Annotated in this window: 9 protein-coding genes; 8 read left to right on the top strand and 1 reads right to left on the bottom strand. The window is 39.0% G+C overall.

Features of this window, described 5'->3' with window-relative positions:
- Window positions 1-14: 14 nt before the first annotated feature.
- The 5 genes from ACTJJ9_RS16545 to ACTJJ9_RS16525 all read left to right on the top strand — a co-directional run bounded on the left by ACTJJ9_RS16545 (window position 15) and on the right by ACTJJ9_RS16525 (window position 8913).
- Window positions 15-893, top strand: coding sequence for a carbohydrate ABC transporter permease (locus ACTJJ9_RS16545; protein WP_440768767.1), 879 nt, complete (start codon window positions 15-17; stop codon window positions 891-893).
- 23 nt (window positions 894-916) lie between these two features.
- The gene (locus tag ACTJJ9_RS16540; protein WP_440768766.1) at window positions 917-2533 is read left to right on the top strand and encodes an ABC transporter substrate-binding protein; all 1617 of its coding nucleotides are present in this window, start codon (window positions 917-919) and stop codon (window positions 2531-2533) included.
- A gap of 11 nt (window positions 2534-2544) precedes the next feature.
- Window positions 2545-4002, top strand: coding sequence for a glycoside hydrolase family 32 protein (locus ACTJJ9_RS16535; RefSeq protein WP_440768765.1), 1458 nt, complete (start codon window positions 2545-2547; stop codon window positions 4000-4002).
- A 92-nt stretch (window positions 4003-4094) separates the two neighbouring features.
- Window positions 4095-5054 (top strand): carbohydrate kinase family protein, encoded by a 960-nt coding sequence (locus tag ACTJJ9_RS16530; RefSeq protein ID WP_440768764.1) that lies wholly within the window; start codon window positions 4095-4097, stop codon window positions 5052-5054.
- Window positions 5055-5199: 145 nt separating this feature from the next.
- The gene (locus ACTJJ9_RS16525; protein WP_440768768.1) at window positions 5200-8913 is read left to right on the top strand and encodes a GH32 C-terminal domain-containing protein; all 3714 of its coding nucleotides are present in this window, start codon (window positions 5200-5202) and stop codon (window positions 8911-8913) included.
- A 57-nt stretch (window positions 8914-8970) separates the two neighbouring features.
- Here ACTJJ9_RS16525 and ACTJJ9_RS16520 read toward each other — a convergent pair whose 3' ends face one another.
- Window positions 8971-9384: a YfmQ family protein gene (locus ACTJJ9_RS16520; RefSeq protein ID WP_145580420.1), complete on the bottom strand. Its 414-nt coding sequence runs from the start codon at window positions 9382-9384 to the stop codon at window positions 8971-8973.
- 327 nt (window positions 9385-9711) lie between these two features.
- Between ACTJJ9_RS16520 and ACTJJ9_RS16515 the strand changes: the two genes are divergently transcribed.
- The 3 genes from ACTJJ9_RS16515 to ACTJJ9_RS16505 all read left to right on the top strand — a co-directional run bounded on the left by ACTJJ9_RS16515 (window position 9712) and on the right by ACTJJ9_RS16505 (window position 12569).
- Window positions 9712-9903 (top strand): hypothetical protein, encoded by a 192-nt coding sequence (locus tag ACTJJ9_RS16515; protein WP_095301945.1) that lies wholly within the window; start codon window positions 9712-9714, stop codon window positions 9901-9903.
- A gap of 71 nt (window positions 9904-9974) precedes the next feature.
- Entirely contained in the window at window positions 9975-11414 is a 1440-nt protein-coding gene (gene pdxR / locus ACTJJ9_RS16510) for a MocR-like pyridoxine biosynthesis transcription factor PdxR (protein ID WP_145580418.1), read from the top strand.
- A 252-nt stretch (window positions 11415-11666) separates the two neighbouring features.
- Window positions 11667-12569: a TIGR01777 family oxidoreductase gene (locus ACTJJ9_RS16505; RefSeq protein ID WP_145580415.1), complete on the top strand. Its 903-nt coding sequence runs from the start codon at window positions 11667-11669 to the stop codon at window positions 12567-12569.
- Window positions 12570-13017 lie beyond the last annotated feature (448 nt).

Genomic DNA, 13017 nt, shown 5'->3' with positions numbered 1-13017 from the left:
GGGGTGAACATCTCATGAAAAAGCATAGCAACTCAGATAAATGGCTGCTTTTTACGAACAAAATTGTGTTAATTTTCCTCGTATTAATCGTGTTAGTGCCTTTGCTTTACATTCTATTAGCCTCGTTTTTGGATCCGAATGTATTGCTAAGTAAAGGAATTTCATTCAATCCAAAAGATTGGAGTATCGAGGGATATACAAGAATCTTTCAGGATGACTTGATGGTGAAAGGATTTATTAATTCGATTATCTATTCAGTTGGGTTTACGCTCGTCACGATTATCGTCACGATTTTTGCGGCATACCCATTATCACTGAATGGCTTTAAAGGAAAAAATGTCATCATGGTGTTTTTCCTTATCACAATGTTTTTTAATGGTGGATTAATTCCTACTTATTTAGTAGTAAAAGACTTAGGCATGCTTAATACGATATGGTCGATCATTTTACCAGGGGCAATTAGTGTATGGAATATCATTTTGGCTAGAACGTTTTTTAAAGGCTTGCCGAAGGAGCTTTTTGAAGCAGCGAAAATTGATGGTGCTTCGGAGCTGAAGATCTTTTTAAAAATCGTTTTGCCATTATCCAAACCGATTATTTTCGTTTTAGCGTTATATGCCTTTGTAGGACAATGGAATTCCTATTTCGATGCAATGATCTATTTAGAGGATCAAGAGCTTCATCCATTGCAATTAGTGCTGCGCTCAATCCTTATTCAAAATGAAGTCCAGCCAGGGATGATTAGTGATCAGCTTGCAATGGCAGAGCTAAGTAAAATAGCAGAGCAGATTAAATTTGCCTCAATTGTTGTTTCAAGCTTACCACTGCTTATTATGTACCCTTTCTTCCAGAAATACTTTGAAAAAGGTGTCATGGTAGGGTCTTTAAAATAAAAACTAAATAGGGGGATTGTTTTATGAAAAGGTTCTTCAAACTTATCTCGTTTTTTCTAGTAATTGGCGTCTTGCTTGTTGGGTGCAGTGGAGGAAAAAGTAGTAAGAGTGCATCAACTGAGGATTTGGAGCTAACAGATGTTTCGTTTCCGTTAAAGGAAAAGGCGACCCTTCACTTTATGACACAAAGCTCACCGCTTGCTCCAACAGATCCGAATGAAAAATTAATTTTTAAGAGATTAGAAGAGGAAACAGGGGTCCATATTGAATGGAAAAACTATACGAAGGATCAATTTGTTGAAAAGCGAAACTTAGCTTTAGCAAGTGGAGAATTACCAGATGCGATTATGGATGCAGCATTTAGTGATTACGACTTATTAAAATATGCGAAGGATGGAACGATTATTCCCGTAGAGGATTTAATCGATAAGCATATGCCGAATTTGAAAAAGGTTTTAGAACAAGCACCTGAATATAAATCGATGATTACAGCACCAGACGGACATATTTATAGCTTCCCGTGGATTGAGGAGCTTGGGAGTGGGAAAAGTCGGATCCAGGTCGTTGATGGACTTCCTTGGATTAATGTTGAATGGCTCAATAAATTAGGGTTAGAAATGCCGAAAACGACGGATGAATTGAAGGAAGTATTACTTGCCTTTAAAACACAGGATCCGAACGGAAACGGTGAGGCAGATGAAATTCCTGTTTCCTTCATGATTAATCATGGTGGAGAGGATCCCGCGTTTTTATTTGCGGCATTTGGATTAGGCGATAACTATGATCATACAGTTGTGTCAGATGACGGTGAGGTTATTTTTACAGCTGCACAAGAAGGCTATAAAGAGGCATTGAAATATTTTAATGAGCTCCATGAACTAGGTCTAATTGATGTCGAAGCGTTTGAACAGGATTGGAATAAATACGTTGCAAAAGGTAAAGAGGAGAAATATGGTCTTTATTTCACTTGGGATAAAGGGAATATTTCTGGAATGAATGATAAATATGATTTAATGCCGCCAATCGCAGGTCCTTCTGGAGAAGTGAATGTCGCACAAACAAATGGCTTTGGTCTTGACCGTGGCAGAATGGTGATTACTAGTGCGAATAAGAACCTAGAGTTAACAGCGAAATGGATTGACAAGCTTTACGAGCCACTTCAATCTGTGCAAAACAACTGGGGAACATATGGTGATTCAGAGCAAGCGAATATTTTTGAGCTAGATGAGGCTGCAAGTATGTTAAAGCATCTTCCGTTAGAAGGAACAGCACCTGTTGAATTGAGAGAGAAAACAAATGTAGCGGGTCCGCTAGCTGTTCTTGATGAATATTACGGTAAATATACAACAAAGCCTGATGATGCTGCTTGGAGGCTAGATTTGTTAGAAAAGCATGTCGTTCCTCATATCAAATCTAAAAACTTTTATCCACCTGTATTCTTCTCATTAGAGGAATCTGATGAAAAAGCAAAAATTGAGACAGATTTATTTGATTATGTGAATAGAAAGCGTGCGGAATGGATCACGAATGGAAATATTGATGCCGAGTGGGATGAATATGTAAAAGAGCTTGAAAGACTTGGCTTAAGTAAATGGCTGCAAATTAAACAAGATGGATATGACAGAACGGTTAAACAATAGGAGGACACAAATTGAAGATTACAAAACTAGATAAATACAGACCAGCATTGCATTTTTCACCACAACAAAATTGGATGAACGATCCGAATGGCTTAGTATTTTTTAAAGGTGAATATCATTTATTTTTTCAGCATAATCCAAATGATAGCGTTTGGGGGCCGATGCACTGGGGCCATGCTGTCAGTAAAAATATGATCGAATGGGAGCAATTGGATATCGCGTTATATCCAGATGAGCATGGGACGATTTTTTCCGGCAGTGTCGTCGTTGATTGGCACAATACATCAGGGTTTTTCCAAGAGGAGCCAGGACTTGTCGCGATTTTTACGCATCATTTAGAGGGGAAGAATCATACCCAAACAAAACAGATGCAAAGCTTAGCATATAGCTATGACAAAGGGAGAACTTGGCTGAAATATGAAAATAATCCTGTGCTAACACATCCTACGAAAATTGATTTTAGAGATCCGAAGGTATTTTGGCATGAGGCAAGTCATAAATGGATTATGGTTTTAGCTACAGGGCAAACGATATCAATCTATTCTTCTCCTAATCTAAAGGATTGGACATTTGAAAGTGAGTTCGGCGAAAAGATCGGCTCACATGATGGGGTATGGGAATGTCCAGATTTATTTGAACTACCTGTCGAGCATTCCAGTGAGAAGAAATGGGTGCTGCTTGTCAGTATTGGAGACAATCCGGAATTTGATTCTGGCTCACGTACACAATACTTTATCGGCTCCTTTGATGGCCATACATTTGTCGAGGAGCATGATGATATTAAATGGTTAGACTTTGGAAAGGACAACTATGCTGGTGTTAGTTTTTCTGATATACCGAAAGAGGATGGACGTAGAATCTACCTTGGCTGGATGAGCAATTGGCGCTATGCAAACCACGTTCCTACTAAAGGCTGGAGAAGCCAGATGACATTGCCGAGAGAACTTTCGCTCATCGAGATTGACGGCGAGATCCAAATTGTTCAAAAGGCTGTTAGAGAGCTAGAGCCATTTTTTACGAAAAAAGAAGAGCTTAATCATGTCATCGTAAATTCAAAGGATAAGCATCATTTTAATATTCATGCGGATTATGCTGAGGTTGAATTAGTACTAGAAAATATCGATGCAACTCAGTATGGCTTAACCATTCATCATACGAACACACAATATACAAAAATTACAGTTGATGCTAAAGACAATAAATTATTGCTAGAGAGAAAGCATTCAGGGAATGTAGATTTTTCCGATAACTTCCCTAAGCCACAAATGGTGAAGCTTAACGGAACAGAGCAGCTTCAGCTTCGGTTAATTGTTGATTCGTCATCATTAGAATTATTTCTTAACGGTGGGGAACATGTAGTAACGAGCTTAGTTTATCCAGATAAAGCATGTGAAGGTGTATCTCTGTTCACATCAGAAGGGGAAATAAAGGTCGTACACGGAAAGCTGTCGATTCCCGCAAAAAATTAAAGATTGTTCGATGCAGCCAGAGGAAAGAGCAATATCCCTCTGGCTGATTTTAACGGAATGTATATAAATGATCATAAAGTAGGTGGATTGAAATGAAAGATGTAACAGCATTGGGAGAGCTTTTAATCGATTTTACTCCAAGTGGTAGAGGAGAACAGGACAATCCTAGATTTGAAGCAAATCCAGGTGGGGCTCCTAGCAATGTGCTCGTTTCTTTAGCTAGTTTAGGGCTGGAAACGGAATTCATTGGCTGTGTTGGTAGGGATCATTTTGGACAATTGTTAGTAGCTGCATTACGTTCAAAAGGTGTTCAGACAAATGGAATTGTTTATTCGAACGTAAAGACAACACTGGCGTTTGTTCATATTGATGAGCAAGGTGAACGCTCATTTGATTTTTATCGTCAGCCTGGGGCAGATATGATGCTTGCAAAGGAGGATTTACATTTAGAGCTAATCTCTCATTCTCGTATTTTTCATGTTGGCTCGATCTCGATGACAGATGAACCGGTAAGGGAGGCAACGTTAACAGCCTTAAACCATGCAAAAGAGAGGAATAAAGTGATTTCCTTTGACCCAAACCTTCGTCCGTTATTATGGGACAATTTAGATAATGCCAAAAGGCAAATCGAAATCGTTATGCAATATGCTGATATCGTGAAGGTTTCTGAGGAGGAACTTGCATTTTTAACAAATACGGACGATATTTCTGCTGGTGCAAAGCAACTATTTGAAAAGCATCATCTTTTCCTGCTTTTTGTTACTTTAGGTGATAAAGGCAGTTATGCATATAACGAAAACGGATTAGTATTTGTTCCGGGAATTACTGTAAAGGCAGTTGATACAACGGGATGTGGTGATGCATTTTTTGCAGGGGTTTTATATCAGCTATTAAAAAATGAATTATTAAATGTAGATTTACCAAAGGAGAGTCTAGAACAAATTTTACGGTTTGGAAATGCAATGGGCGCTTATGTCGCGAAACATAAAGGCGGTATTCCGGCTATGCCGACGTTATCACAAATAGAGGAATTTATCGCACATTCAAAATAGAAAGAGATGCTCGGTTTTGTTTTCCTGAAGTGATGGAGAAAGGAAATGAGGATTTTTAATTTTAATGTAGAAGAGAGGACATAGCGTGAAATCAACTAGTTGGATTTCTGTAATATTGACGATTCTACTTATAACTTCAGCATTGATGACAATCACTGTTCACCCACTAAAAGGAGTTGCAGCAGATTCACAGGAAACGGAGGAGGGATTGGCTATAAATAACGCAGCTACTAATCTGACTGAGTGGAACGTTATAGGGAAGGGGAAATTAGAAGATACAGAACAGGGAATATTGCTAGCTTCTGAGCCTAACGAGAATGTGATGGCGATCGCAAACGTTATATCTGAAGATTTTATTTATGAAGCAGATGTAAAAATACTCGACAAGAATGCCGATTTAAGCCTAGTATTCCGTTCGAGTGAGGATGGTAAAGACGCATACATGCTGCAAATTGATCCGATTGAAGGGAAAATTCGTCTTCGTGACTCTCGTGATGAAACGAGATTAAATGACGAACATAATGTTACCGTTCAAGAGGGAGAGATCTATCATTTAAAGGTGAAGGTCGAAGAAAATACTATTTTCGTTTATTGGGAGAATCAATATTCGCCGATTATGAGTGTGACGGATTCTGCTTATGAGAAAGGGCTTCTTGGTCTTCACGTATCAGATGGTTCCGCATTATTTCAGCACGTAAAGGTTAGCGAATTTTCCACAAACCTTTCTACATCTCAATATAAAGAAGGCAGCTGGGAGCCAGCGCTTAAAGGACTGAAGGGAATTTATGCTGGGGATGGAGGAGCAAAGCAAATTTATCGCAATAACGAACGTGACTTTGTTCTCGAAGGAAACATCACGTTTGACGAAAATCAATCAGAAGCAGCGCTTGCCTTTCGAACAAATGAACTAGGGACGACAGGTTACTTGGCAACGCTTATAAAAGAAGGAAATACCGTTAAAGCCCAATTGCAAAAGGCTGATGGAACCGTTTTGAAAACATCTGACAAGACGTATAAAACGGAGGAAGGGACGAAGCATCATCTTGAAATTATGGCAAACGGTGAGCAAATAGAACTTTATGTTGATGGCTTTTCTGAGGCTGCCGTGAAAGTGACTGATAAGAGCGAGCTTACGGGATTTGTTGGGATGACAGTAGCAGAGGGTTCTGCTTATTTTCAGGATGTTTATCTCATCCCATTAACGAAGTATTACAATGAAAAATATCGACCTGATTATCATTATACTCCAGCTCGCGGCTCTGTCAGTGATCCGAATGGGCTCGTCTACTTTGAAGGGGAGTATCATTTGTTTCATCAGGATGGTGGAACGTGGGCACATGCAGTAAGTAAAGATTTAGTGAATTGGAAGCGGTTACCTATAGCGTTGCCGTGGAATGAACATGGCCATGTTTGGTCAGGATCTGCTGTAGCGGATTTAGATAATGCCTCAGGCTTATTTACAAATTCAGATGGTAAAGGGCTTATTGCATACTATACCTCCTTTCATCCAGATAGACGAAACGGGAATCAGCGTATAGGCCTTGCCTACAGTACGGATCAAGGACGTACTTGGAAGTATTCTGCTGAGCATCCAATTGTCATTGAGAATCCTGGTAAGAATGGCGAGGACTTAGGGAGCTGGGACTTCCGTGATCCAAAGGTCGTTCGGGATGAGGCGAACAATCGCTGGGTGATGGTTGTTTCTGGAGGAGATCATATTCGTTTCTTTACCTCCACAAATTTAATCGATTGGAAGCATACAGATAATTTTGGATATGGTGATTATGTTCGTGGTGGTGTCTGGGAATGCCCTGATCTTTTTCAGCTTGAGGTAGATGGCACAGGAGAGAAAAAATGGGTATTGATGATAAGCACAGGGACAAATCCGAAAACAAAGGGATCTGATGCTGAGTATTTTGTAGGTCAGTTAACGGCAGATGGTAAATTCATAAGTGACAATCCTGCAGGGAACGTCCTGAAAACAGATTACGGAAAGGAATTTTATGCATCGATGTCCTTTTCTAATATGCCTGATAACCGACGTGTCATGATGGCGTGGATGACGAACTGGGATTACCCATTTGCGTTTCCAACAACAGGCTGGAAAGGAGAGCTAACCATTCCAAGGGAAGTTCGATTAGTAACGACAGAGGAAGGAATAAGACTTGCACAAAGGCCGATAGCAGAACTGCAGCAGCTACGAAATACGATTTTTCAAGCAGAAAACAAAATCATCAATCCAGATAATTCGGCAAATCTGTTAAAGGGGATCTCCCAAGGAGCGTTTGAAATTGAAGCAGAGCTTGAAATTCCTTCTACAAGTACAGCAACAGAATTTGGTTTTCACGTTCGTGAAGGGAATGAGCAAAAAACAGTCGTCGGATACAAAACGGCAGATAATCAACTATTTGTCGATCGTACTGAATCGGGAGAAACGGATTTTTCGAATTTATTTTCCACCTTACATGAAGCAGCTTTAAAACCGGAAAATCAACGGATTAAGTTGAATATCTTTGTCGATGATTCATCCATTGAAGTATTCGCTAATGATGGAAAGGTTGTTTTTTCTGATGTTATTTTTCCTGATCCTTCAAGTCGAGGTATGAGCTTTTATACAAAAGGAGGGGATATGAAGATTGTATCCTTAAAGATCCATTCCCTTGCAAATAGTTGGAATCAAAATGAGGATAAAGAGCCTGAGGTGATCATGGATACTAGTCAAAGAGAGATGGGAAGCGGTGATACACTCACTTTGCATGCTTCTGTTGCACATGGAAAAGGAAAGGGAACCGAGCCTTTGATTTGGAAATCTAGCAATTCGAATGTCGTCAAAATTGAATCGTCCACGAATTCCAAAGCGATCCTTAAAGCAGGTAGCAAAGGGGAAGCAAATATAACAGTATCTACACCAAATGGGAAAGCTACGAAAACGATAGCAGTCAAAGTATATGAAGGGAAATTTAACACGAATTTGACTGGATGGAAGGCAGATCTTGCTGCAGCGAAATGGATCGTGACTGAAAACGGAATAAGAGGCACCTACAGTAGTGATGCAAACTATGTAGCTCAGGAAACAGCAGGGGATTTTACATATGAAGCTGAAATGATGCTAGGAAAGGATGGAGGAGCAGGTTCGATTTTATTCCGAGCTAGTGAGGATGGACGGAGCGGATATTACTTCAATCTTGATCCAAATATGAAGGCATTTCGACTTTTTTATAAAATAGATGGAAGCTTTGAGGAACGGATGGTCATCGGAAAAGTATCAGCATTTATCCAGCCTGGAAAGAGGTATAAAGTGAAAATTATTGCGAAAGGACCACACATCCAGGCATATGTCGATGGAGAAAAAATCATCGATTTACACGACGGAACCTTTGCTGAGGGACATTTTGGTGTGAATGTCTTTGGAGGTCAAGCATCCTACCAGAATGTCAAGATAAGCAACGTATCAGAAGCGAAATTAACAATAACTAGCTTTACAAATAAAGCAACAGGTGAAGCGATTTACGCGGCACATTCCGAAAACGGGGAGCCAGTGACGATTGCTGATGCAAACAAAGCTACAAATTGGACGCTCATTCCAACAGGTGATGAGCATAGTTCTTATTCGATACGCATAGAAGGCGGTAAAGCACTGGACCTTGATACAGGACAAAACAAAATCCAGCTATACAACTATCTTGGATATGTTAATCAACGATGGGTAATTAGGAAAAATGATAATGGAACAGTTACCATCAGTTCTGTTCATAACGGTAAGGCTTTAGAAATATCAACCGAGGGAAGATTGACTCTAAATGATGTGGAGCAAGGACAAGAGCGTCAGCAGTGGATGCTTTCTTCTGAATTGAATTAATTATAAGATTTAAATAGCCTCGGCATAAGCGTCCGAGGCTATTTTTCTATCTTCGTTTCACAAATCTAGTTGAGGTAAATCCTGAAGAAAACTAGATTTTACGCTATACGAGATTTCCTTCTTTTTATATTTTTTAATAACATCGATATGGTCCTCGTAGCTATAAAGAAAGAAGGTTATGTTATTTTTGGCAGTTGTCGTCTGAATAACGAATGGAGCTTTACTAGTTTCTGATGGTACGTAATAATATTTTTCTAAAAATAGCGCCTGATTAAAATGGTCTATAAGCTGTTTTTTCCTTTCACCTTCCAAGCTTTTTCCGCCGAATGTTACGGTGACCGCAGCTTCATTTAGTGTTGGATGTACTTCAAATCTATGAACAATCGATTCTACTACAGAAGTTGGAAGACATGTCATAATTACTTTTAGTAAACCAGCAACTATTAAGACAAGCACAAAAGTCCATGTCATCGTTGATCATCTCCGTTATGTTTAGTTCGATTCATTACACAGGACTTGTATAATGAAACATCTCATCTATCATAATTGTTTTTGCTGAAAAATAACCATCCACTTTACGATTGTTTTCCTCATCCACTTTTAAAAAATGAACTTATGGTTGCTGCTAGATTGATAGCTCAAAATAAAAAAAGTATCTCATTTTTGTCACTTAGAACATTCACTATTAAAGTGGATGGGGTAAATAGTAAAGAATTGGATGGTTAGCACGTTATAAATATAAATTAATATGAAGGTAGATAATTCGCGTTTTAACACTCAAAAAGGAGAGAATTTGTCATGACCTTCGCCATTATGATCATTATTTTACTTGCACTATTGGCTTTAGTTGGGACCATTTTTGTCGCAAATGATAGAGATGTTAACTATAATAAAAAAACAAAGGGAAATGTAACGAGATTAACGTCAATTTATGCTGTTGTCATCGTCATCTCAGTCATTGCTGTTGGAGTATATATCGTAATGAGATAAGTAAAACTATTTTAAAGTATGCTTTGTAATAACTTTATCAAAAACAAATTGTAATATAAGGATGTTCACATATGGATTGGAAGCCTGATCGAAATGACAAAAAACCGATTTATAAACAAATAGCTGATTATATTGAACAAGGCATTTCATCGGGTGTTTTTCCAGCTGATAGCCGATTGCCATCAGAACGCAATTTAGCTAGAGATCTTGGTGTAAACCGTAGCACAATCGTTTCAGCCTATGATGAGCTCGTGGCACTTGGGATAGTCGAGCGGAAAAAAGGAAGTGGAACGCGGGTTAGTACAGATATATGGGGGACCTTCCATAAGCGAATTCCTAATTGGGGACGATATGTGGAGGGTGGCTCATTTCTCCCTAACTCACCATTGGTACAACAAATCCGTTCAGAGGTTCAAAATCGTGATTTAGTAAATTTAGCAAGTGGCGAGCTGTCACCGCGTTTAATGCCAAATGTCCAGCTTAGCAACATTCTTTCGGCAAATCCTTTTACCGAAAACCTTGGCTATGACCATCCGCAAGGGAACGAAATGCTGCGGGCGACAATTTCATCACATGTTAAGCAGTTCAAAAATATCAAGACAAATCCCGCCTCGATTCTTATTACGTCTGGAGCACAGCAAGCCCTTCATCTCATTGTCGAATGTTTGCTTAAACCAGGTGATGCTGTTGCAATTGAAGATCCTTCCTATTGTTATTCATTGCCGTTATTTCAATCAGCAGGCTTAAGAACCTTTCTTTTACCAGTAGATAAAGACGGGATAAATCCCGATGATCTCTTATCATTACATAAAAAGCATCGGATAAGGATGGTTTTTCTAAATCCCGATTATCAAAATCCTACTGGGACCGTGCTTCATTTAAGCCGGCGTAAAAGAATATTGGACATATCAGTAGAACTCGGTATCCCGATTATCGAGGATGATCCGTATAGTTTAACCTCCTATAACGGTGAGATAAATCCAACCCTTAAATCAATGGACGCAAATGGGAATATTCTATATATTAGCTCGTTATCAAAAATTGTTGCCTCAGGATTACGTATTGGCTGGATTATCGGTCCCAAACAGGTCATTCAGCGGTTAGCTGATGCAAAACAGCAGGTAGACTTTGGACATAGTGTATTTCCCCAATGGATTGCGAATCAATTTTTAAATTCTGCTGACTTTTCCAATCATATTGATAGGCTTCGCTCACAGCTAGAGCTTAGAAACTATGCGATTACGACAAGCTTAAAAAAACAGATGGGGGATAAGATCGAATTTATCACTCCTAAAGGTGGGATTCATCTTTTGGGAAAAATAGACCCATCGATTGATGAATATCAATTATTGAAGGAATCGATTAAAAATGGTGTTGCATTTGTTCCAGGAAGTATATTAGGTTCCAAACGGGGATATATGCGTTTTACATTTGGTAGGAGCGAACCAGACGTAATACAAAAGGGAATAGCAAGGTTTGCAGAAGCGGTAGAGCGGATAACGAATCATTAGCTAGATAGAAGTCAATGCTTTTTATAAGAGCATTGGCTTTTTTGTATCAATAGACAACGATACGAAAGCAGGATAAGCATTTTTGAAATTTCTCCGCAGGAATGTAACGTTAGATCCCGAATCATATAGGAAGCAATGTACCCTTTTTTCCTATATATTGAGATTAATGAAAAGCATGAACATAGCTTGTTCAATAGAGTGGCTATTTAAGAAAATTTATTGAAGGAAGTATCCGAAGGTTGGAGGGAGAATATGAAGATTGTTATTGCTGGTGGATCAGGGTTTATCGGGGAGAAATTAACGAAGCTCCTTCTTGATGAAGGGCATTATATTAAGATTTTAACAAGGAAGGCTAAACAAAGCTCAGGGAACGTTCAGTATATTCAATGGCTTGATGGAGCAGCATCTCCTGAAAAGGAAATAGGAGATACCGACGTTGTTATCAATTTAGCAGGAGTTTCGATTAATGACGGACGGTGGAGTGAGAAGCATAAGAAGCAAATTTATCATAGTCGAATGGAAGCGACAGATGAGCTATTGCGAATCATCTCTTTATTGCCGAAAAAACCGTCAGTATTTATAAATGCAAGTGCGATTGGCATTTATCCAGCCTCAATAGATGCTGTTTATACGGAGGACTCATTAGATGTGTCAGATGATTTTTTAGGTAAGACAGTATTTGATTGGGAAGCGAAGGCGAAGCAAGTTGAAGCTTTTGGTGTTCGGACAGTTTTTATGAGATTTGGCGTTGTTCTTGGGAATCAAGGAGGAGCACTCCCTCTTATGGTATTGCCATATAAACTATTTGTCGGAGGTACATTAGGTCATGGGAAGCAATGGGTTTCCTGGATTCATGTCGCCGATGTCGTACGAGCAATTCATTTTGTTATGAACAATGAAGAAATCAAAGGACCTGTAAATGTCACAGCACCCACTCCCGTACAGATGAAGGATTTTGGGAAGGAGATAAGCTCTGTCCTACATCGTCCACATTGGCTGCCTGTACCATCGTTTGCCATGAAAATCGTCCTTGGACAAAAAAGTGCACTTGTTCTTGAAGGGCAGCATGTTTTACCACAGGTGTTAGTAGAAAATGGATTTTCATTTATGTTTCCATCGCTTCAAACTGCTTTAGAGGATCTTCTTAAAGTCTAGGGAGAGGGGAGTGCTTAACGGTAGGCTTTTACAGAAATATAGGACATCCTAGTTATGGTAGTGTTGTTTCTTTTTATATAACGTTTAGGAGAAGATGGTACACCACCAATGCATTAAGTTAGAATAACAGGTACTTATTCAAATTAAAGGTATTGGTTAGCTGAATTTGTGAAACTATTTTCTTATCATTTCGTATAGAATGTATCATCGGTTTAATAAGGAGGGTCATAATGGAAAGGAGTAATAATGAGATAAAGACGTCAAAAGGAGTATGGTCATTGTTTGGGGCAGCAATTGGAGCGATACTAGGAATAATAGCTTACAATAATCATTGGTTAGGGTAAAGGAGAACTTATCTAAATTAGTTGTTATTTGTTTGGCGGTGTTCTGAAACTCTTTCTTCTTTAAAATGTATATCCTAATGACTCAATTTAAGTAATTGGGTTAT

This window comes from Metabacillus sp. 22489 (assembly GCF_052044855.1).
In the GTDB taxonomy this organism is placed as follows: domain Bacteria; phylum Bacillota; class Bacilli; order Bacillales; family Bacillaceae; genus Metabacillus; species Metabacillus niabensis.
The sequence above is the reverse complement of the archived record's forward strand: the minus strand, read 5'-3'. Positions and strand labels throughout refer to the sequence as shown.

What these genes read in the sequence shown, in the direction of transcription:
- ACTJJ9_RS16545 (WP_440768767.1), top strand. Translation starts at nt 15, where the DNA reads ATGAAAAAGCATAGCAACTCAGATAAATGGCTGCTTTTTACGAACAAA.
- ACTJJ9_RS16540 (WP_440768766.1), top strand. Translation starts at nt 917, where the DNA reads ATGAAAAGGTTCTTCAAACTTATCTCGTTTTTTCTAGTAATTGGCGTC.
- ACTJJ9_RS16530 (WP_440768764.1), top strand. Translation starts at nt 4,095, where the DNA reads ATGAAAGATGTAACAGCATTGGGAGAGCTTTTAATCGATTTTACTCCA.
- ACTJJ9_RS16525 (WP_440768768.1), top strand. Translation starts at nt 5,200, where the DNA reads ATGACAATCACTGTTCACCCACTAAAAGGAGTTGCAGCAGATTCACAG.
- ACTJJ9_RS16520 (WP_145580420.1), bottom strand. Translation starts at nt 9,384, where the DNA reads ATGACATGGACTTTTGTGCTTGTCTTAATAGTTGCTGGTTTACTAAAA.
- ACTJJ9_RS16515 (WP_095301945.1), top strand. Translation starts at nt 9,712, where the DNA reads ATGACCTTCGCCATTATGATCATTATTTTACTTGCACTATTGGCTTTA.
- pdxR (WP_145580418.1), top strand. Translation starts at nt 9,975, where the DNA reads ATGGATTGGAAGCCTGATCGAAATGACAAAAAACCGATTTATAAACAA.
- ACTJJ9_RS16505 (WP_145580415.1), top strand. Translation starts at nt 11,667, where the DNA reads ATGAAGATTGTTATTGCTGGTGGATCAGGGTTTATCGGGGAGAAATTA.